Annotated in this window: 16 protein-coding genes; 10 read left to right on the forward strand and 6 right to left on the reverse strand. The window is 68.9% G+C overall.

What is annotated here, in order from left to right:
- Positions 1 to 180 precede the first annotated feature (180 nt).
- Complete coding sequence (locus tag GRX31_RS25150) at positions 181 to 3,165, forward strand: beta strand repeat-containing protein (protein WP_237426774.1); 2,985 nt, start codon at positions 181 to 183, stop codon at positions 3,163 to 3,165.
- Positions 3,166 to 3,486: 321 nt separating this feature from the next.
- Positions 3,487 to 6,105 (forward strand): PepSY domain-containing protein, encoded by a 2,619-nt coding sequence (locus GRX31_RS25155; RefSeq protein ID WP_160855418.1) that lies wholly within the window; start codon positions 3,487 to 3,489, stop codon positions 6,103 to 6,105.
- Between the two features lie 170 nt (positions 6,106 to 6,275).
- Here GRX31_RS25155 and GRX31_RS25160 read toward each other — a convergent pair whose 3' ends face one another.
- From GRX31_RS25160 to GRX31_RS25180, 5 genes are all read right to left on the reverse strand, one after another.
- Positions 6,276 to 7,436, reverse strand: a complete 1,161-nt coding sequence (locus tag GRX31_RS25160; RefSeq protein ID WP_016454492.1) for a CMD domain-containing protein — start codon at positions 7,434 to 7,436, stop codon at positions 6,276 to 6,278.
- Positions 7,437 to 7,443: 7 nt separating this feature from the next.
- Positions 7,444 to 8,925 carry a SidA/IucD/PvdA family monooxygenase gene (locus GRX31_RS25165; protein ID WP_160855420.1) on the reverse strand — a complete coding sequence of 494 codons (1,482 nt, stop codon included), beginning with the start codon at positions 8,923 to 8,925 and terminating at the stop codon, positions 7,444 to 7,446.
- A 65-nt stretch (positions 8,926 to 8,990) separates the two neighbouring features.
- Entirely contained in the window at positions 8,991 to 9,998 is a 1,008-nt protein-coding gene (locus GRX31_RS25170) for a Bug family tripartite tricarboxylate transporter substrate binding protein (protein ID WP_017406536.1), read from the reverse strand.
- A 162-nt stretch (positions 9,999 to 10,160) separates the two neighbouring features.
- Entirely contained in the window at positions 10,161 to 10,550 is a 390-nt protein-coding gene (locus GRX31_RS25175; RefSeq protein WP_160855422.1) for a YXWGXW repeat-containing protein, read from the reverse strand.
- 182 nt (positions 10,551 to 10,732) lie between these two features.
- A complete protein-coding gene (locus tag GRX31_RS25180) occupies positions 10,733 to 11,473 on the reverse strand; it encodes a helix-turn-helix domain-containing protein (protein ID WP_012202467.1) in 741 nt (246 codons plus the stop codon).
- A gap of 114 nt (positions 11,474 to 11,587) precedes the next feature.
- Between GRX31_RS25180 and GRX31_RS25185 the strand changes: the two genes are divergently transcribed.
- A complete protein-coding gene (locus GRX31_RS25185; RefSeq protein WP_070080826.1) occupies positions 11,588 to 12,412 on the forward strand; it encodes a hypothetical protein in 825 nt (274 codons plus the stop codon).
- An 11-nt stretch (positions 12,413 to 12,423) separates the two neighbouring features.
- Positions 12,424 to 14,388: an MFS transporter gene (locus tag GRX31_RS25190; RefSeq protein WP_160855424.1), complete on the forward strand. Its 1,965-nt coding sequence runs from the start codon at positions 12,424 to 12,426 to the stop codon at positions 14,386 to 14,388.
- Here GRX31_RS25190 and GRX31_RS25195 read toward each other — a convergent pair.
- On the reverse strand, positions 14,385 to 15,569 hold the full coding sequence (locus GRX31_RS25195; RefSeq protein ID WP_160855426.1) for a saccharopine dehydrogenase family protein: 1,185 nt from the start codon (positions 15,567 to 15,569) through the stop codon (positions 14,385 to 14,387). The genes GRX31_RS25190 and GRX31_RS25195 overlap by 4 nt on opposite strands.
- Before the next feature lie 310 nt (positions 15,570 to 15,879).
- On the opposite strand from GRX31_RS25195, the gene GRX31_RS25200 reads away from it, so the two are divergent.
- From GRX31_RS25200 to GRX31_RS25225, 6 genes are all read left to right on the forward strand, one after another.
- Positions 15,880 to 16,353 carry a YiaA/YiaB family inner membrane protein gene (locus GRX31_RS25200; protein ID WP_012202471.1) on the forward strand — a complete coding sequence of 158 codons (474 nt, stop codon included), beginning with the start codon at positions 15,880 to 15,882 and terminating at the stop codon, positions 16,351 to 16,353.
- A gap of 37 nt (positions 16,354 to 16,390) precedes the next feature.
- The gene (locus GRX31_RS25205; RefSeq protein WP_016450357.1) at positions 16,391 to 16,861 is read left to right on the forward strand and encodes a hypothetical protein; all 471 of its coding nucleotides are present in this window, start codon (positions 16,391 to 16,393) and stop codon (positions 16,859 to 16,861) included.
- An 8-nt stretch (positions 16,862 to 16,869) separates the two neighbouring features.
- Positions 16,870 to 17,688, forward strand: a complete 819-nt coding sequence (locus GRX31_RS25210) for a DUF2145 domain-containing protein (RefSeq protein WP_026062678.1) — start codon at positions 16,870 to 16,872, stop codon at positions 17,686 to 17,688.
- Positions 17,689 to 17,755: 67 nt separating this feature from the next.
- The gene (locus GRX31_RS25215) at positions 17,756 to 18,853 is read left to right on the forward strand and encodes a zinc ribbon domain-containing protein (RefSeq protein ID WP_034369029.1); all 1,098 of its coding nucleotides are present in this window, start codon (positions 17,756 to 17,758) and stop codon (positions 18,851 to 18,853) included.
- Positions 18,854 to 19,062: 209 nt separating this feature from the next.
- Complete coding sequence (locus GRX31_RS25220; RefSeq protein ID WP_223275270.1) at positions 19,063 to 20,175, forward strand: GGDEF domain-containing protein; 1,113 nt, start codon at positions 19,063 to 19,065, stop codon at positions 20,173 to 20,175.
- A gap of 193 nt (positions 20,176 to 20,368) precedes the next feature.
- Positions 20,369 to 21,529 (forward strand): GGDEF domain-containing protein, encoded by a 1,161-nt coding sequence (locus GRX31_RS25225; protein ID WP_227740886.1) that lies wholly within the window; start codon positions 20,369 to 20,371, stop codon positions 21,527 to 21,529.
- Positions 21,530 to 21,600: the final 71 nt, after the last annotated feature.

Raw genomic sequence — 21,600 nt, forward strand, 5'->3', positions numbered from 1 at the left:
GTAGCAGCCGGTGGCAGCACCAGCTTCAACCTGCCGGCTGTTCCGACGGCTGTGGGTTCGAGCACCAACACGGCCTCCTACGATCCGTCGGGCGGCATCAGCCCCGTCAATCCGACGGCAGGGTGTACGACAGACTGCGCTTCCACACCGGTAACTCCGGTCACGCCAGGCACGCCTGCGTTGACGGTCACCAAGGCCAATCCCGGCAGCCTGGCTGTGGGCACGCCGTTCAACTACGCGTTCTCCGTGTCCAATGCGGCCAGTGCCTTTGGTCCCGCCACCAGCGTGACCATCAAGGATCTGGTGCCCGCAGGCATCAGCATCACGGGAGTGCCGACCGGCGCGAACGTGGCCAGCGCGACCTGCACGCCCAACACCTTCCCGTTTGCGGGTAACGGCAGCTCCGTGCTGACGTGTACGGTGAGCTTCACCACGCCGGTGGCGGCTGGCAGCAACAGCAGCTTCAACCTGCCGGCTGTGCCGACGGCGGTGGGTTCGAGCACCAACACGGCCTCCTACGATCCGTCGGGTGGCATCAGCCCTGTCAATCCGACGGCAGGGTGCACAACAGACTGCGCTTCCACACCGGTGACTCCAGTCACGCCTGGTACGCCTGCGCTGACGGTCAGCAAAGCCAATCCGGGTAGCCTGGCCGTAGGTTCGCCCTTCAACTACACCTTCACGGTAGCGAATGCGGCCGGTGCCTTCGGTCCTGCCAACAGCGTGACCATCAAGGACTTGGTGCCTGCAGGTATCCGCATCACGGGTGCGCCGACAGGTGCGAACGTGGCCAGTGTGGACTGCTCGCCCAAGCCCAACACCTTCCCGTTTACGGGCAATGGCAGCACTGTCCTGACGTGCACGGTGAACTTCACGACCTCGGTCGCAGCCGGTGGCAACACCAGCTTCAACCTGCCAGCTGTGCCGACGGCGGTGGGTTCGAGCACCAACACGGCCTCCTACGATCCGTCGGGTGGCATCAGCCCCGTCAATCCGACGGCCGGTTGCACGACGGATTGCGCATCGACGCCTTCCACGCCGGTAACCCCTGGTACGCCTGCGCTGACGGTTACCAAGGCCAACCCCGGTAGCTTGGCTGTGGGCACGCCTTTCAACTACGCGTTCTCCGTGTCCAACGCTGCCGGTGCCTTCGGCCCCGCCACCAGCGTGACCATCAAGGATCTGGTGCCGGCAGGCATCAGCATCACGGGCGTGCCGACCGGCGCGAACGTGGCCAGCGCGACTTGCACGCCCAATACCTTCCCCTTCGTGGGCAATAGCACGGCGATCCTGTCTTGCACCGTGAGCTTCACCACGCCGGTGGCGGCTGGCAGCAACAGCGGCTTCAATCTGCCGGCTGTGCCGACGGCTGTGGGGTCGAGCACGAACACGGCTTCCTACGATCCATCGGGCGGCATCAGCCCGGTCAATCCGACGGCCGGCTGCACGACAGACTGCGCTTCCACGCCGGTGACTCCGGTCACGCCTGGTACGCCAGCGCTGACGGTCACCAAGGCCAACCCTGGCAGTCTGGCCGTGGGCACGGCGTTCAACTACGCCTTCACGGTAGCGAATGCCGCCAGTGCCTTCGGTCCCGCCACCAGCGTGACCATCAAGGACTTGGTGCCGGCAGGCATCAGCATCACAGGCGTGCCGACTGGTGCGAACGTGGCCAGCGCGACCTGCACGCCCAACACCTTCCCGTTTGCGGGTAACGGCAGCTCCGTGCTGACGTGTACGGTGAACTTCACTGCGGCAGTGGCGGCCGGTGGCAACACCAGCTTCAACCTGCCGGCTGTGCCGACAGCTGTGGGCTCGAGCACGAACACGGCTTCCTACGATCCGTCCGGTGGCATCAGCCCCGTCAATCCGACAGCCGGTTGCACGACAGACTGCGCTTCCACACCGGTGACTCCGGTGACGCCTGGCACGCCAGCGTTGACGGTCACCAAGGCCAACCCCGGCAGCTTGGCTGTGGGGACTGCGTTCAACTACGCGTTCTCCGTGTCCAACGCTGCCAGTGCCTTCGGTCCCGCCACCAGCGTGACCATCAAGGACCTGGTGCCGGCAGGCATCAGCATCACGGGCGTGCCGACCGGTGCGAACGTGGCCAGTGCGACCTGCACGCCCAATACCTTCCCCTTCGTGGGCAATGGCACGGCGATCCTGTCTTGCACGGTGAGCTTCACCACGCCGGTGGCGGCTGGCAGCAACACCAGCTTCAATCTGCCGGCTGTTCCGACGGCTGTGGGTTCGAGCACGAACACGGCCTCCTACGATCCATCGGGCGGCATCAGCCCGGTCAATCCGACGGCAGGGTGCACTGTGAACTGTGCATCGACACCAGCAACGCCGGTCACTCCCAGCACGCAGGTACCGGTGGCTCCGACGCTGACGGTTTCGCCGACCACGGTGGGGGGCTATCCGCAGATTTCCGGCACCGGCACGCCGGGCTACACGATCACGGTGAAGGATGGCTCGACGACGCTGTGTACGGCAATCGTCGCGGCCGATCAGACGTGGAGCTGCACGCCAGGCGGCGGCTTGCCGACGCCGGGTCTGCACACGATCAGCGCGACCCAGACCAATCCTGGCAATGGCAACACCGGACCTGCCACAACGACTTCGCTCAACGTGCTCGGAACGACCTTCACGGGCCCGACAGCCACCGGGGCAGGCAACGCCACGGCGACCTTGAGCGGTGGTGGCGCGGGCTGCGGGTTCGATGTGTCGCAGTCGTACTTCGTCGCGGCTGCGGCGGGTGCGCCGGGCCAGTTGAGCTTCCCGTACGGCAATGTGCACTTCGTGGCCCGTGGCTGTACGCCCAGCAGCTCGATCACGGTCAGCGTCACCTGGCCGGGGCCGGTGACCGGCATGGCGTACTGGAAGTTCGGTCCAGCGTCCGCAGGGGCGGCGGACTCCTGGTATCAGCCTGCGGGTGCGGTGGTGTCGGGCAATACGACCTCGGTGGTGGTCACCGATGGCGGCCAGGGTGATGACGATCGCGCAGCCAATGGCGTGATCGTGGATCCCAGCGGTCCGGCGCGTGTGGGGGCGGCACCGGGTGCCCGGCCGATCCTTGCCCTCGAACCGCGCATGCTCGCCATGGCCATGCTGCTGATGCTGGCTGCAGGCCTGTGGAATCTGCGCCGCAGACGCGGTTGACACACGGTTGAAGAGGCGCTGAACCATCGCCTGCCGAACCTGTTTCGGCAGGCGATTTCCATTGGGTAGAGGCGCTGCATCCCGGCGGCTCAAGCCTGCACGAAACCCCAGGCCGCCTTGCGGGCCTATCGCGCGTGCAACACGCCGTAAATGAGAACAATTTAGAATTTCGCGCTGATGGGTGCCTTGCATCCCTGGGTCCCGGCCGACGCACAGGCGCCTGGCCCCTTCATTCCTGCACGCCTGCCTTCCATGCACCGTTCTGTCCTGATGTTCCGTTGCGCACCGTGATGGACCGCTGAACGCCGCCGCCTGCTCCCCATGACTTTCAAGAAAATCTGGTTCCAGTTGCACTGGTTCGCCGGCATTACGGCCGGCACGGTGCTCATCGTCATCGGGCTGTCGGGCGCGGTGTTCTCGTTCCATGAGGAGATCCTGGGCTGGCTGAATCCCGGCACTGTCTCCGTGCCTGCGCGCGATGACCCACCGCTGGGGCCGCCGCAGATTGCGCAGGCGCTGCGCGAGGCCGGCGAGCAGCGCGTGGTCCAGCGCATCACCGTCTTTGCCGAGCCCGGCCGCTCGGCCCAGGTGGCCTTCAAGCCGCCGGCCGGCCAGCGCCGGGGCCAGACGGTCTTTGTCGATCCCTACACGGGCGCGCAGATGCCCGAGCAACACGGCACGGAGTTCTTCGAATGGGTGGAGCGCCTGCACCGCTGGCTGCTGCTGTCGCGCGATGACGGCAAGCCGATCACGGGCACCCTGGCCGGCCTGTTGCTGATGCTGTCGCTGTCGGGCCTGTACCTGCGCTGGCCGCGCCGGCCGCTGTCCTGGCGCACCTGGCTGACCTTCGACCCGGCGCTCAAGGGCCGCTCCTTCCTCTGGGGCCTGCACTCGGTGGCGGGCACCTGGGCCCTGGTGGCCTATGTGGTGTTCACCTGCACCGGCATGTACTGGGCCTTTGGCGTGGTGCGCAGCACGGTGGATGGCTGGGCCGGCGTGCCGCCGCGCGTGGCCGCTCCCGCGGCGCCGTCCTCGAAACCCGGTGGCGGCCGGCCTGAGCCGACTGGCGCGCAGCAGCCCATCGACATCGCGCCCGGCTGGGCCGCCTTCGAGCGCATCGCCCATGGCTGGCAGTTCGCCCAGCTGCGCCTGCCCGAGCGCGCGGGCCAACCCCTGCAGATCAGCTGGCTGGATGCCGATGCCGCCCATGAGCGCGCGCGCAACCAGATGGCGTTGCTGCCCGATGGCACGGTGCAGCGCGACGAGCGCTATGCCGACCTGCCCACGGGCCGCCGCGCCGTGGGCGCCATCTACCCGCTGCACATGGGCACTTATTTCGGCATGCCGGGGCGCATCTTCATGACGCTGGCCTCGCTGATCATGCCCCTGTTCGCCATCACGGGCTGGATGCTCTACCTGGACCGCCGGCGCAAGGCGCGCGCCCTGGCCAAGGAGCGCCAGGCGCTGATGGCGGACCCGCCACCGTCCGCGCCTGCAGGCCAGGACACCGTGCTGGTCGCCTTCGCCAGCCAGGCCGGCCGCGCCGAGCGCCTGGCCGTGGCCACCGTGGCCGCGTTGCGCGGCGCAGGCATGGCGGCCAGCCTGCAATCCGTGGCGGCGCTGGATGCCGAGCAACTGCGCCACCATCGGCGCGTGCTCTTCGTGGCCAGCACCTTTGGCGAAGGCGACCCGCCCGATGCCGCGCGCCGCTTTGCCCGCCTGCTGGGCGCGGCCTCGGGCTCGGCCCTGCCGCACCTGCAATACGGCCTGCTGGCGTTGGGCGACCGGCAGTACGCGGCCTTCTGCGGCTTTGGTCATGCGCTGGACCACCAGCTGCGCCGCCTGGGCGCACAGCCCGTGTTTCCGCTGATCGAGATGGATGGCGAGGACGCCCAGGCCTGGCATGCCTGGCAGCAGGCGCTGGCAGGGCATTTCGGCGCCGTGCTGCCCGTGTGCGATGCCCTGCCTGCGTCTTCGGCGGAACCGCTTGCCGATGCCACGGCCTTTGCCGCATGGCCGCTGCAGGCGCGCAGCCTGTGCAACGCGGGCAGCCAGGGCGCAGGGCTTTATGTGCTGGACTTGGCACCGCCCGAAGGCGTGGCCCCGCTGTGGCGAGCTGGTGCGCTGGCCGAGGTGCTGCCACGCCATGGCGCAGCCACCGTGCAGGCCTGGCTGGCCGCCCAGGAATGCGACGGTTCGGCCCCCGTGCAATGGCGCCAGCAGACCTGCACGCTGGCCGAGGCGCTGGCCGCCAGCGTGCTGCCGGCCCCGGGCGACATCGCCCCCGGCACCGCGCCCCAGGCCGTGGCCGATGCGCTGCGGCCCCTGCTGCCGCGCAGCTACTCGGTCGCCTCGCTGCCGCAGGACGGCCATGTGCGGCTGCTGGTGCGCCAGGCACGCCATGACGGCGGCCTGGGCGTGGCGTCGGGCTGGCTGACGGCGCATGCGGCCCGGGGCACCTCCGTGGCCATGAGACTGGTGGAAAACCGCGGCTTCGAGCCGCGTGAAGAGGCAGATGCCGAGCCCGACGCGCCGGCCATCTTCATCGGCAACGGCTCAGGCTATGCCGGCCTGCGCGGCCACCTGCTGGCGCGCATGCACGCAGGCCGCCACCGCAACTGGCTGTTGTTCGGCGAACGCCAGCGGGCCCATGACGGGTACTGCGAGGCCGAGGTCTCCAACTGGCTGGCTGCCGGCAAGCTGGAGCGTGCCGACTTCATCTATTCCCGTGACCAGGCCCGGCGCCGCTACGTGCAGGACGCCCTGCGCGAAGCCGCCGAACCCCTGCTCGACTGGATCGCCGACGGCGCCGTGCTCTACGTCTGCGGCAGCGCCGACGGCATGGCCGCAGGCGTCGATGCCGCACTGGCCGACATCCTGGGCGCTACCGCCGTCGAAGACCTGATCGTCGAAGGCCGTTACCGCAGGGATGTGTACTGAGGTGAAGCGCGGCGTCTCAAGGCACAGCGCATGAAACCGGCGCGGCCCAAGTCAGGGACACCGAGGAAGGGCCTACGCCGGCCGCGCCGCCCCGCACCGAGGGTGTCGTCCCCCTCCCCGCGAAGCGGGTAGAGAGGCGCCGTGCCACGGGGGGAAGGCGCGTAAGCGCCTCAGGGGGTGATGTACTTTTCCTTCCCGAGATTGAGCATCAACCGGTTCGCCCAGCCGAACAGCGCGGCCGAATGCAGCATGTCCAGGATTTCCTGGTCCGTGAGGCCGGCATCGCGCAGCGGCTGCAGCTGGGCGGCGCCAAAGCTGCCCGGCGCGCGCGTCAGGGCCAGCGAGGACTGGATGATGGCGCGTTCGCGCGCATTGGTGCCGGCCGTGTCGGGGTCATCGAACATCTGGGCCATGACATCGTTGCGCTTGGCCAGTTGCTCGAAACGCTGGGCGTGGACCGATGCGCAGTACACGCAGCCGTTGGAGCGCGAGACGGCCGTGGCCGCCACCTCGCGCTCGGCGCGCGACAGGCCGCCGGGCGCGTACATGATGGCGTTGAAGGCCTGCGAGCGCTCCGACAGCACGCGCGGCTGGCGGGCCAGCAGCAGGTAGAAGTCCGACGTGCGCGCCTTGGGGTGGCTCAGGTCCAGCACGGCCTGCTGCTCGGCCGTGGCCGTGGCGGGGTCGAGCACGGGCAGCCAGGACGTCCAGTCCAGCGTTTCGCTGGTGTAGCCGTTGCGGCGCAGCGGCTCGCCCGGTGGCGGCAGGTTGGCGGGGTGCACGAAGGGTGCGGCGGCGGCTTCGGCAGCCGGCGTGCTGGCCTGGCCTCCCAGCGCGACCATGGCCTGCACGCCCGCGAACAGGCGCAACTGGTAGGCGATGAACCCCACCAGCTGGGCCACCAGCACGGTGTCGTCGATGGACAGGCCGGACTCGGGCATGGCCAGCAGGGCCGCGCGGTCGCTTTCGGCCGGGTGCAGGGCCAGGGTGCGCACGAAGTGCAGGGCCGCATCCAGGCGGGCGTTGCCGGTCTGGGCGCCGGGCTGGGCCAGCACGGTGCGCAGCGCGGGCGTCAGGGCGTCGCCCAGGGACTCGGCACGTTGGCGGTATTCATCGGCCAGGGCCTGGACGCCGCTGACGCGGCATTGCTCGCTGGCCAGCACCAGGCGCTCGGCGCGCGACAGGCTGTCGGCCAGGCCGTCGCCCAGCAACAGGTCCTCGCAGGCCTGGGTGGCAATGGCCACCTTGTCGCGCTGGCGGCGCGTGGCGAAAACGGGGGACTGGTCGGTCAGGCCGGCCAGGCGGTCGATGGTGTCGTTGGCGGTGGTCATGGGTATCTCAGGTCTTGTCTGCCAGGGCCCGCACGCGGGCTTCGGGGTCGGCGGGCGTCCATTCGCCGCCGTCGAGCTCGGGCTCGGAATAGGACTGCAGCTGGGCGTAGTGGTGTTCCAGGTCCTCGCGGTAGAACAGCGAGGCCAGGCCCTGGGCCAGCTTGCGTGCGCCGTCGCTGATGGCGGGGATATCGCCCGACACCGTGCCGTGCGACAGCGCGGCCGGATAGCAAAAGCAGTGCACATGGTCCAGGCCGGGCAGGGCGCCGGGCGTCTTTTCCTGGAACTCGAACAGCGGGCCCAGGTCGGGCGAGTCCGACAGTTCCTGGTCCTCGGCACCCGCCTCGGGCACGAAGCGGTCGCTCCAGATGCGCACATGGGGCGCCAGGTCGGCGAACTCGGGGCGCTGGCGCCAGTCGATGGCAAAGCCGGTGGAGACGATCAGGAAGTCCAGCGTAAACACGCCGCGCGGCGTGCTCACGCGCAGCTTGTCGCCTGCCTGCTCCACCTTCTGCACGGCGCAGCCCAGGTTGAAGTGGGCGTTGGCGTGGCGCGAGACGCGCAGCGTGCTGCCGTGCGGCGGTGGCACCTGCTGCACGTTGATGTAGTGGCGTATGCGCCATTTCCAGGCGTCGGGCAGCAGGAACTGGCCGTGCGTGAGGCCGGGCGTGCCCGAGCCCTTGGATTTGTTGATGCGCGGCAGGTCGCTGCGGCGCACCAGCAGGTCCACGCTGGCGGCGCCGTTCTCCAGCGCGGTGGCCGCGCTGTCCATGGCCGACGAGCCCGCGCCCACCACGCCCACGTGCAGGCCGGCCAGGCGGCGGTAGTCGAGCACGTCGGAGGAATGTGCCCAGCGGCTGCGGTCCACGCCCTGCATGAAGGCGGGGATCTGCGGGCCGCCCAGGCCGTCGCGGCCCGTGGCCAGCACCACGCGGCGCGCCAGCCAGGTGCGCGAGGCGCCATCGGCCGTCACATCGACCTCGACCGTGCCGTCGGCCTGCGGGCGGATGGCCGTGACCTGGTGGCCGTTGCGCACGTCGCAGCGCATCACGCGGCGGTACCAGCGCAGGTAGTCCATCCACTGCAGGCGCGGGATCTTGTCCAGCGCGGCCCAGGCTTCGCGGCCCCATTGGGCGATGAACCAGGCGCGGAAGGTCAGCGAGGGCAGGCCCAGCGCGGGGCCGGTCAGCTCCTTGGGCGAGCGCAGGGTTTCCATGCGCGCCGTCGTGGCCCAGGGGCCTTCGAAGTCCAGCGGGGCCTTGTCCAGCAAAACGGCCGCGATGCCCAGCTGGGACAGCGCGGCCGACAGGGCCAGGCCGGCCTGGCCGGCGCCGATGACCAGGACATCGTGCACGGGCTGGCCGTCGCGGGTGGAGGGAGGAATCCAGGCCTTGGCAGGCCAGCCCAGAGCGACGAGGTCGTCGCGCAGGCGTTCTTCAAGGGCAGCCAGGCCCGCAGGGGCCGCGGCTGCCGGTTCGGTCAGGGACATAGACTCACCAGGAACTCACGAGGAAAGGCGCGCCAGCGGGGCAGGGCCTGCGGGCGCGCGCGGCATCAATCGATGCTGATTTTCGCGTCTTTGACCACCTGTGCCCATTTCAGGCGGTCGTTGTGCACGGTTTTCTTGAACTGCTCGGGCGTCTCTATGCGGATGGCATTGCCCTGGGACTCGAAGCGCGCACGCACCTCGGGCAGCTCCAGCACCTCGCGCACGGCCTGGCCGAGCTTGGCCACGATGGCCGGGTCCGTGCCCTTGGGCGCGAAGATGCCGAACCAGATCGAGCTGTCGAAGCCCTTGGTGCCCGTCAGGCCGCTGGAGGCGATGGTGGGCACTTCCTTGATCACTTCCACGGGCTTGGCCGTGGTCACGCCCAGCAGGCGCACCTTGCCGCTCTTGTAGTGCGGCAGCACGGTCTGGACCTGGTTCATGATGCAGCAGGTCTCGCCGCGCAGCACCGAGGTGATGGCCTCGGGGCCGCCCTTGTAGGGCACGTGGACCATGTTCAGCCCCAGGCGCGCATTGAACTCTGCAAAGGCCATGTGCGTGCCCGCGCCGTTGCCCGTGGAGGCGTAGTTGTACTTGCCGGGGTTGGCCTTGATCTCGTCCACGAACTCCTTGAGGTTCCTGACGTTGATCACGTTGGGGTTGATGGTCAGCACGTTGGACACATCGATCAGCGGCGCCACGGGCACGAAGTCGGTTTCCACGTCAAACGGCAGCTTCTTGTAAAGCGCCGCATTGCTGCCGTGCGTAGCCGCCGTGCCGAAGGCCAGCGTGTAGCCGTCCGGCTTGGCGCGCGCCACGATCTCGCTGGCGATGTTGCCGGCCGCACCCGACTTGTAGTCAATGATCAGGGGCTGGCCCAGGCGCTGGGACAGCGGCTCCTGCACGCCGCGCGCGATCACGTCCACGCCCGAGCCTGCCGGGAAGCCCAGGATCATGGTCACGGGCTGGTGCGGCCACGAAGCCGCCGAATCGGCTGCCACCGCTGCGGTGGAGCCGAGGACGGCCAGGGCCGCGGCGGCGGCGGGAATCCAGGAGCGGAAAAGCGAGGGGCGCATGGTGTGCAGGGAAATCCGGTGAATCAATTCCCATATTTTCCTGAGAACTTAATGAGCCACTTTTATATGCATATGTTGGTATGAAGCCAGTGTGGGCATGGCCGCAGCGCTCAGCAAAAAGCCCGCCGATGGGGCGGGCTTCATGCCGGGCGCAAGCGCCCCTCAATGGCGGTAGGGGTTGTGGGGGCGGCGGTCATGGCGGTCCGGCACGCCGTCGCGGTCACGGTCCCAGCGGCCGGGTGCGTAGCCCCAGCGGCCACCGTGCTGCGACCACACGGGCTGGCGGTACACATAGCCGGGGCGCGCCTTGACCCAGTGGCCGGCCACCCAGGCATGGCGGTGGCCTTGCGGGCGCCAGTAGCCCGGCGCCCACACATAGCCGCGGCGCGGTGCCGGAACGGCCTCGTAGCGCATGGGAGGAGGCGCGCCGAACTGCACAGAGATGGCGGCGCCCGGCGCCGCATAGGTCACGTTGGCCTGGGCCTGCGCGGTCCCGGCCCATCCGGCCAGGGCCACGGTCGCGGCGATCAGCGGTGTGCGAAGGGAAATCATGGCGGCTCCTTGTCCTTGGTTCATCGGGCTGGAGTCCCTGTGACGGGAATCCATGACTGCATGGTGCGAGTGCTGCGTCAAGCCCGGGTTGCCGCGACGCGAAGTCTTGCAATCTTGTGTATCGCCTTGGTGAAGCCTTGTTGCCAGGCGCTGCAGCGCAGGCTGCCGTCCTGCAGCCGCCGTCAGACAGTGCCTCTTCTCAGGGCCGTGAACGCCGTGAATTCCCAGCTGCGCATGGCCAGCACCAGGGTGTAGCCCTCGCGCTGGCCCGGCGGCAGGCGCTGGTCCTGCAGGTGCTGCTGGGAAAAATCATGGGCCAGCCGCTGTATGCGTTCCACGAAGCTGGGCGCCAGATGCCGGCCGATGGAGCCGTGCACCATCAGCATGCCTTCGCCCGGCTGGTCGAAGCCGCCGCCGAAATAGTCGAGCACGGCGTTCTCGCGGAAGTACTCCATCACCGGCCCGCGCGCGCGCCAGCGGAAGGTCTTGGCCAGGCGCAGCCGGTAGCGGTTGCCGGGGCGCAGCTCGATGATGCCGATGCGGTCCAGCTGGGCCAGGTAGCGGATGCCTTCGGCCTCGGTCATGCGGTAGGTGGCCACGATCTGCTCCAGCGTCCACTGGCTGAGCACGCAGATGGCCATCAGCAGCAGCTTGCGGTCGGCGACCACGGCGTTCTCCTGCTCCGGCGTCATCTCCTGCAGCAGCGGCTGGCTGTCGGCCACGCGGCGTGCCAGGTCGGCGAAGTCCAGGCTCAGCGCGCGGCAGATGGCATCGATGCGCGACAGCGGCATGTCTCCCTTGGCCAGCATGCGCTTGACGCTGGACTCGGCCATGCCCAGGGCGCGCGCCAGGTCGGCATAGGTCATCTGGGCGGCCTTGAGTTCCTTCTTGAGGGCGATGACGAGGTCGGCAGTGGTGCTCATGGGTAGCGATTATCGATACCCGAGGTGCTGGTTTGCGCGGCGGGTGCAGAAAAACGATGCTGGAAGGGCCGGTGGCTCGCCACACTCCGCCCCACTTTCCACGAGGAGCAACACATGCCATCCGTATCGATTTCACCGGCCGCCGCCCTGCGCGCGCTGTACTGGGGCGCCGCCTTGCTGCTGCTGGCCGCCTTGATTGGCCCTGCAGTGCCGCAGCCCCAGGACTTTCACGCCTTTGCCGACCAGCGCGCCTGGGGGCCGCTGCCCCATGCGCTGGATGTGCTCAGCAACCTGGGCTTTGCCTGGGCCGCCGTGGCGGGCGCGCGCCTGCTGCTGGACCGGCGTAGCCAAGCGCTGGCGCCGGCCCTGCGCTGGCTGGCCGCGCTGTTCTTCACGGGGCTGGCGTGTTCGGCCATAGGTTCGTCCGTCTACCACTGGGCCCCCCACGATGCCACCCTGGCCGGCGACCGGCTGGGCATGTCCATGGCCTTTGCCGGCATGCTGGGACTGGCGCTGCAATCGCGCATTGCCGACCGCGTGGCCGTGCGCGCCGCGGTGGCCATGCTGGTCGCCGCCGTGGCCTCGGTGCTGGTCTGGCTGCATGGCGGCAACCTGCTGCCCTGGGCGCTGGTGCAGGGCGGCGGCATGCTGGCGGTGCTGGGCCTGGCCTGCGTGGCGCCGCGCCATGGCGCGCTGGCGCTGCGCCTGGGCGTGGTGATCGCCTGGTATGGCGCGGCCAAGCTGCTGGAGTGGGGCGATGCGGCCGTCTTCGAGGCCACCGGCGGGCTGGTATCCGGCCACAGCCTCAAGCATGTGGTGGCGGCGGCCGCCGCCCTGCCCGTGATCACCGCGCTGCGTGCGGCCGGCACGGCGCGCATGGCCAGTACGGGCACAATGTGCGCCGATGCGTGCGGCCACGGCGGCGCCACCAACCGTTGAGGGAAGACAAGATGTTCCAGCAAGAGACCGGCAGCCCGTCTGCCCCCACCGCAACGGCCGGCGCCGTGCCATCGGCCGCGCACGAGCACCCCAACCAGTTCGCCCTGCTGGGCCAGCGGCGCTTTGCGCCGTTCTTCTGGACGCAGTTTTCCGGGGCGGCCAACGACAACCTGTTCAAGTTCGCGCTCACCGTGATGGTGACCTACCAGCTCAGCGTCTCCTGGCTGCCTTCGGCCATGGCGGGGCTGGTGATCGGGGCGCTGTTCATCCTGCCGTTCCTGCTGTTCTCGGCCACCTCGGGCCAGCTGACGGACAAGTGGGACAAGACGCGCATGTTCCGCCTGGTCAAGAACCTGGAGATCGCCATCATGGCGCTGGCCGCCTGGGGCTTCATCCAGGCCAATGTGCCCTTGCTGCTGGGCTGCGTCTTCCTGATGGGCCTGCACTCCACGCTGTTCGGCCCCGTGAAGTTCGCCTACCTGCCCCAGGTGCTCAGCGAGCGCGAGCTGACGGGCGGCAACGGCATGGTGGAGATGGGCACCTTCGTGGCCATCTTGCTGGGCAACGTGGCCGGCGGCCTGCTGGTGGCCGTGCCCGAGGTCGGCCATCTGCAGGTGGCCGTGGCTTGCCTGGCGCTGGCGGTGATCGGGCGGATCTTTGCGCAGTTCATCCCCAATGCGCCGGCCACCGATCCGCACCTGGTCATCAACTGGAACCCCTTCACCGAGACCTGGCGCAACCTGCAGCTGGCCCGAGAGCAGCCCGCCGTGTTCCGCTCGCTGCTGGGCATCAGCTGGATGTGGTTCTTCGGCGCCGTGTTCCTGGCCCAGTTCCCCAGCTTTGCCAAGGAGGTGCTGCATGGCGACGAGCATGTGGCCTCGCTGCTGCTGGTGGTGTTTTCCGTGGGCATCGGCACGGGCTCGCTGCTGTGCGAGGTGTTCAGCCGCCGCCATGTGGAGATCGGCCTGGTGCCGCTGGGCGCCATCGGCATGAGCGTGTTCGCCGTGGACCTGTTCTTTGCCTCGCGCGCACTGCCGGCCTCCGAGCTGATGGGCGTGGGTGCCTTCTTTGCCCAGCCCGCGCACTGGCGCGTGATGGCCGACCTGGGCATGCTGGCCCTGTCGGCCGGCATCTACAGCGTGCCCATGTACGCGCTGATCCAGATGCGCAGCCAGCCCACGCACCGCGCGCGCATCATCGCGGCCAACAACATCCTCAACGCGCTGTTCATGATCGCCTCCAGCGTGCTGGCCGGCGCGCTGCTGGCGGCGGGCTTCAGCATTCCCCAGGTTTTCCTGATCACGGGCATTGCCAATGCCGTGGTGGCGGCCTACATCTTTTTGCTGGTGCCCGAGTACCTGCTGCGCTTCGTGGCCTGGGTGGTCTCGCGCTTCGTCTACCGCTTCAAGGTGCAGGGCGACGAGCACATCCCGGCCACCGGCGCGGCCATCCTGGCCTGCAACCATGTGAGCTTTGTCGATGCCGTGCTGCTCATGGCCGCCAGCCCCCGGCCCATCTACTTCCTGATGGACCACCGCATCTTCCGCGTGCCCCTGCTGGGCTGGCTGTTCCGCCTGGCCAAGGCCATCCCCGTCGCGCCCCAGAAGGAAGACCCCGCCACCTACGAGGCTGCGTTCGAGCGCGCCGCCCAGGTGCTGCGCGAGGGCGACCTGCTGGCCATCTTCCCCGAGGGCGGCATCACGCGCGACGGGCAGCTGCAGGAGTTCCGTGGTGGCATCATGAAGATCGTCGAGCGCGCCCAGGCCGATGGCCTGCAGGTGCCCGTGGTCCCCATGGCGCTGACCAATCTCTGGGGCTCGTACTTCAGCCGCATCGAGCAGGGCGGCGCCATGGTGCGGCCCTTCCGCCGTGGCCTGTTCAACCGTGTGGGCCTGAACGTGGGCCAGCCCATGGCCCAGACCGAGGTGCAGCCCGCGCTGCTGCGCGAGCGCGTGCAGCGGCTGCTGGCGGCCTAAGAGGGGTTCTGTTCCTCCAACGTGAAGCTCAGGCCGGCATTGGCCTTGAGCCTTGCGATGAGTGCGTCGCCCATGGCAGGCGCCGTGGTCCAGATGCCGCCGGGCGTGTCCGGGGCGTCCTGCAGCAGGCAGACGGCGGCCTCGGTGATCATCTTGGACGTGGAGCCGTAGCCCGGATCGCGGTCGCCCTTGACGCCCACGCGCAGGCTGTGGCCGGCCGTGTCGGTGCCGATGAACAGCCCGTCGTAGAAGCCCGATTCACGCTCTTCGCGCGATGGCCCCTCGCCAGGCTTGGGGCCGTCGTCCGCGCCCAGCGACTTGTCGGCCGCCACGGCGTTGGCCAGGGCCTCGCCCTTTTCGCCTGCGCCTGTGACCATCATCTCGTCGTAGACAAAGTCGGCGCCATAGGCATGGCCCAGCAGAAAGTTGGAGCGGTGCACGTTGCGCGTGTTGATGGCCGCCATCACGAAGGGCGCCACCCACAGGCCCAGCACCTCGTCCACCATGGGCTTGCTGCCCGAGGGCTGGCGCGGGCCCTCGAAACCCGGCGTGAGCGAGAACGGATTGCGCAGCAGATCCAGCACGCCCGGCTGGGCGGCGGCCGCCGCCATGGTGGCCTTGAGGCTGGCGGCCGTGCCGCCCGAGAAGGTGCCCTTCATCTTGCGCACCCGGCCCCGCACGCGCTGGGCGGGCTGGCCGAAGCGGGCCTGCATCTCTCGCTGCAGCATGAACACGCCCAGGTCGAAGGGAATGGAATCGAAGCCGCAGGAGAACACGATGCGCGCGCCGCTGGCCCGGGCTGCGGCCTCGTGGGCATCGATCATCTGGCGCATCCACGCTGGCTCGCCGCACAGGTCCACATAGTCCACGCCGGCGCGGGCGCAGGCGGCCACGAGTTCGTTGCCGTAGAGCTGGTAGGGGCCCACCGTGGTCAGCACCAGGCGGGCCTGCTCCATCAGCGCCTGCAGGCTTGCGGGATTGCCGGTGTCGGTCACCACCAGCGGGGTATCGGCGGGCGCGCCCAGCTCGTCGCGCACGGCCGCGAGCTTGTCGGCATTGCGCCCGCCCATGGCCCAGCGCAGGCCGCTGCCTGCGGGGTAGCGCCTGAGCAGGTACTCCACCACCAGCCGGCCCGTGAAGCCGGTGGCGCCGTGGACGACGAGGTCAAAGGGTTTGGTCATGGGAGATCTCCATCAATCAGCGTGGCGAACGTGCGATTGCCCGCTGCACTGCAGCCGGGGTGGGCGCATTGTCTGTGGCGCGCCGCAGGGTTCCTGTCGCCCAGGTGCCGTGCCCGATGTCCTGTGTGCTGGTGTCACATGCAGGAACTTTTTGGGGTGTAAACAACAGTCAAAAACTTGAAAAGTACCGTTTTAAGATACTCGATGGCCTGTGTCTGGCCACTGTTACGGTTGAATGCAGACACGCAAGTTACGTCTGGGCACCATGCGTCCCGTGTTCAACCAATGCCCTTGAGGGGCACCTCGGCAAATGTCCTCTTCTCCCATCGTCGTTCAGCGTGATACCCGGGCCTGGCAACTGCAGGTGTGGGTGTCGTTCGGCATTGCGGTCTCGCTGTGCGCCATCGGCCTGGCATGGCTGCCCGGCGAGCAGCTGGAGCAGGCCTTCATGGTGATGGGCTATGTGTTCTGCCTCTCGGCCGCCTTCGTGCTGGCCAAGTTCGTGCGGGACAACGAGGGCGGCCGCAGCGGCGCAGGCGACACGCCCATGTGGAAGCTGGTGGTCTGGGGCGGCTTTGCCGTGTCCATGGCGCTGACCGGCTGGGGGCTGGTGAGCATGGACATCAACGTGACCTACAAGGCCTTCCTGGGCGTGAGCTGGCTCTATCTCATCACCACCGCCTTCACGCTGGCCAAGATGCTGCGTGACCGCCACGAGGCCGACCTGGCGCAGGCCCGCATGCATGGCCGCCGCGAGGCCGCGCAACCGGCCGACGCCGAGTGATGTCCACCCCTTCCCCGCATTTCCAGGAGTCCAAGCAATGATGGTCAACCAATCCGTTTTCACGCGCCTGCCGCGTGCCCTGCTGGCCGCTGGTGCGCTGTGCGCAGCCCTGGCCATGGCGCCAGCCCATGCGCAAAGCGAGGCCTCGGTGGCGCTGTCCATGCTGCCCGTGGCCTCCGTGGTGGGCACGGCTTCGGTGGCTTCGGCGGCCGCTGGCGCCGTGGTGGCCGTGCCTGCCGCTTTGTCGGTGGGCGGCGCGGTGCTGACCGTGAAGGCGGTGCAGGCCTCGGCCACGGGCACGGTCTATCTGCTGGAGCGTGCCTCCGACGGCGCCCAGGCCAGCGTAGAGGTGGTGGGGCGGGGCGCCTCCGCCTCGGCTTACGCCGTGGGCACGGTGCTGACCTGCAGCGTGATCGGCACGGGCGTCATCATCTCGGCGGCCGGCAAGGTGCTGGCCTTCATCCCCAACGAGATGGGCAAGGCCCTGCTGCACAACGAACGCCTGTGATGCCCGCCATGAAACCGCCGCTTTCTCCTTCCCCTGCAGCCCGTGCCGCCTGCCTGGGTCTGCTGCTGGCCGCCGCGCTGGGCACGGCCCATGCAGGGCGCAGCTGCGAGGACAAGCCCCTCACGCCCCAGTCCCTGCAAAAGGGGCTGGACCTTGCCCAGCGCACCTCGCAGGCGCTGGATGCCGAGTACGCGAAGAACGGCACCCGTGTCGTGCTGCTGGCGCGCGTGGGCCAGGACCTGAGCAAGTACGACCTGCACTACTCGCACTACGGCTGGGCCTACAGGACCCCCGAAGGCCCCTGGCGCGTGGCGCACAAGCTCAACGAATGCGGCACGGCCGGCGGCCATGTCTACCGCCAGGGCCTGGGCGAGTTCTTTCTGGACGACCTGTGGCGCTACGAGGCCGGCGTTCAGGTGCCCACGCCCGCCGTGCAGCAGGCGCTGTGGACCTTTCTGACCCAGCCCCAGACCGTGCTGCGCCTGCAGCACGAGCCCTACAGCATGGTCAGCTATGCCTGGGGCCAGCGCTACCAGCAGTCCAACCAGTGGGCCACCGAAACCCTGGCCGCCGCCATGGAGCCGGCCACGGTGCAGCGGCGCCAGCAGGCCCAGGCCTGGCTGCAGTTCAAGGGCTACGAGCCGGGCGTGCTGGTCATCCGCGCGCTGTCGCGGCTGGGCGGGCGCGTGACGGCCGCCAACATCGCCTTCGACGACCATCCCAACGACAAGCGCTATGCCAGCCGCATAGAGACCGTGACCGTGGAGTCGGTGACGCAGTGGCTGCAGCGCAGCCAGCTGGCGGGTCCGGTGCGCGTGCTGCCCTGAGCCGGACCGGCTCTTCCTCCGCCTGCGGTCTTCCTCGGCCGCAGGCCACTGAAACAGGAGTTTCCCCATGAGCAAGGCCCTGCGTCTGCCCGAGAAATGGTTCCGCCGAGGCCTGTGGCTGGTGGCGGTGGTGTTCGCGTCCTTCCTCATCGGCCTGGGCGGCCTGGTGGTGGGCGACCTGCCCCAGGTCGAGTCGCCGCGCACGGTGGAGGACTTCATCGCGCCCGAGGCGGCCGAGCCCGTGAAGGCCGAGATCAAGGCCGCCGATGCCGACCACGACAAGGCGGAAACGGCGCTGGAGAACGCACGGCTCAAGTACCAGGCCGCGCAGTCGCGCTACCGCTCGGCGCGCGAGACCTTCGACAACTGGGTGGCCACGCGCCGTGCCACCGCCCGGCCCGAGCAGGACAGCGAACTGCTGTCGCGCACCCAGGCGCTCGATGCCATCAAGCAGGAAGAGAACACCGCCCGCGCCTCCGTGGAGCGGCTGCAGGATACGAGCCTGCGGGCGCGGCAGCGCCTGGACGCGGCCAACCGCCAATGGGACGATCTGCGCGACGGTGCCATGGAATCCTGGCGCACGGAGATGCGCGCCGTCGAGCTGCGTGTCTTTCTCTACCGCCTGGCGCTGACCCTGCCGCTGCTGCTGGCGGCCGGCTGGCTGTTCGCCAAACAGCGCAAGAGCACCTGGTGGCCCTTCGTCTGGGGATTCATCTTCTTTGCGCTGTTCGCTTTCTTCGTTGAACTTGTGCCGTACCTGCCCGACTACGGCGGCTACGTGCGCTATGTGGTCGGTATCGTGGTGACGGTGCTGCTGGGGCGCGCGGCCATCCTGGGCCTGAACCGCTATCTTGAAAGGCAAAAGCAGCAGGAATCGCTGCCGGAGACGCAGCGGCGCCAGGAACTGGGCTACGACGTGGCCCTGGCCCGCCTGGCCAAGGGCGTGTGCCCGGGCTGCGAGCGCCCCGTGGATCTGAAGGACGGCGCCATCGACTTCTGTCCCCACTGCGGCATCGGCCTGTTCGACCGCTGCGGCAGCTGCAACACCCGCAAGAGCGCCTTTGTACGCTTTTGCCACAGCTGCGGCGCCCAGGCCGATGGCCACGGCAGGAAGGCGGGTGCGGTGCTGCCCCGGGCGCAGGAGCCCGGGCCGGCGCCAGGCTGAGCCGGCCTGGCCGTCAGGGGCTCCAAGCCCCTTGAAGCTGCACGGGGTTGTGGTACACCATGGCTTGCGCGCTCGGCCGGGGCGCAGATGTCTTCAGCGAGGATGCCATGTCACGCCAGCTGCCGTATCCCCCACAACACACGCCAGCGCAACCCGCCCACCCACCGGCCGGCGGGTCCGCCCATGTCCTTCCCCTTGCGGCCTGGGCCGTGGGGGCTGCCCTTCTGGCAGGTCATGTGCTGGCGGGCCCTTCTTCATGGAAAGCATGGGCGGCCTACGCCGCGCTGTCGGCATTGGCCGGCATGGCCTGGATCTGGCGCTGCCATGCAGCCGGCTTGCCGCTGACCCGGACGCTGCGCGGCCATGGCTGGATACAGGCCACGATGGCCTTGCTGCTGGCGGCATGGCAGCCGACCCTGGCCTGGGCTTGTGCCCTGCTGTGGCTGGCGGCCGTCGCCTGGCTGCCCTGGGATGGCGAGCGCGAGCAGGCGCTGCATCTGCCCACGGGCCAGGTGGTGGTGCTGTGCGCCATGCTGGCCATGCTCTGCGCCGTGGTGGTGGCCAGGCCCATGCCGCAGATGGCGCCGGGCCCGGTCGCCGTGCGCATCCTGTGGCTGGCCAGCGTGCTGCTGCCGCTGGCCGTGCATGCGCTGGCGCTGTGGCAGGCGCTGAGCCGCATGCAGCGCCAGTACACCGAGGAGCTGGCGCAGCTGTCGAGCTATTGCGGCCAACTGGCCGACGATGTGCAGCAGTTGCAAAAACGCGTGGGCTCGCTGCAATTGCCCACGGGGCGCGACACACTCACCGGCGTGGCCAATTACGCGCGATTGATGGATGTCGTCGATGGCCTGCGCGAACGCCATGCCCGCAAGCCCGAGCCGTTTTGCGTGGTGCTGCTGGAGCTGGACCCGTGGGTGGAGCGCGTGGGTGTTCACCAGGCCTACAAGGGCCCCTCGCTGCAGGACCGCGTGCTGCTCATGCTCAGCGGCCTGCTGGTCACGCATCTGCGCACCGTGGACGGCATAGGCCGCTACCGCGACGACACCTTCATGCTGGTGATGCCCGATACCGCCTCGGTCCAGGCCGTCTGGGCCCTGCAGCGCGTGCGCGAGGGTGTGCGCCAGCAGCGCTGGAGCGAAACGCCCATCCCCGATCCCGACAAGGACCCGCTGACCCTGACCCTGGCCGTGGCGGAGTTCCAGGCGGGCGAGACCTCGGAGCGGCTGGTGCAGCGGGCCGAGGCAGCCCTGTTGCATGGCCGCGCCTGCGGGCGCAACCAGATCGTGGTGGCCGAGGATGTGCGGCCGCCGCGCGCGTCCTAGACGCACAGCCTGCGATAGGGCCTGTTCATCCCCTGCGGGGGAGCGCGCTCCTCGGGATTTCCCGGATGCGGTCACAATGGGCGCCCATCGGGGCCACCGGCCCGCCGCGCTTCATTGCATGCCCGTGCTTTCCTCCATTTCCCGGAATCTTCCCGACCGCCTCCTTTGGGGGCCGAAGCCGGCGTCACCGCTGGTGGACGAGGCGCTGCACCTGGAGCGCTGGAAACGCCGTACCTGGCAGCTGCACATCTCCGTGCTGCTCAGCCATCTCTATGCGCTGCTGCTGTTCCTGGGCCATGCATGGGCCGGCTACGCGCCCTGGCCCGTGGTGCTGGGCTATGGACTGTGGGTGGCGGCCGGCATGGGTTTCATCACCTGGGCCTATGCCAGCGACTGGTGCCACAAGCTGCGCGATCCGGGCATGTTCCTCACGCACCAGCTGGTGTCCATCATCGGCGTGCTGGGCATGGTCATGGCGGCACCCGCGCTTGCGTTCCAGTCGATGGTGATGCTGATCGCCTTCAGCGCCGACGGTTTTCTCGCACGCAGCCGCACCAGCTTCTGGCTGACGTGGATAGGTACCCTTGTTGCCGTGGCCGCCATCATCTGCTGGCGGGGTCCGCTGATGCGCATGACCACGGACACGGCTGCGGGCCAGCTGCTGGCCTTCGGCGTGGTGCTGGGGGCCGTGGTGCGCTGCAGCGTGCAGGCGACCTTCTTTCGCAGCATGCAGTACCGGCTGGGCATCGCCAATGACAAGCTGGCCGCTGCGCTGGCGCAGATCGAGGCCTTGCTGCGCCATGACGACCTGACCGGCGTCAGCAATCGGCGCGGCGTGATGGAGCGGCTGCACGAAGTGCGCACCGCCGCCCAGGAGCGTGGCGAGGTGCTGTGCGTGGCGTTGCTGGACATAGACCACTTCAAGCGCATCAACGACAGCTTTGGCCATGAAGGCGGCGACCGCGTGTTGCGCGCTTTCGGCGCGCTGCTGAAGTCGCAGCTGCGCAGTACAGATGGCGTGGGCCGCTATGGCGGCGAGGAATTCCTGCTGGTGCTGCCGGACACCGGCCTTGCTCAGGCCGGCGAATTGCTGGAGCGCCTGCGCCTGCGCATTGCCGAGGCTCCGTGGACGCACACCCTGGGCGATGGCGCCCGCGTCACCTGCACGCTGGGCGCGGCGCAGTACCGCACGGGCGAATCGGTGGAGGCCACCATCGCGCGCGCCGATGCGGCGCTGTACCGAGGCAAGGCCCAGGGCCGCAACTGCACGGTGCTGGAGCCGCAACAGGCCCCGCAGGCCTTGAGCGGCGCACCGGCTCCCCGGACTGATGCCGGAATGCCTGACCGCTTGTGAGTGCAGCTCACGACGAGTGACAGAAAACATCGTTATTCATGCGCACCGATCGTCCATAGCATCGGCATCCA

This window comes from Delftia sp. CH05 (assembly GCF_009827015.1).
Lineage (GTDB): Bacteria > Pseudomonadota > Gammaproteobacteria > Burkholderiales > Burkholderiaceae_C > Comamonas > Comamonas tsuruhatensis.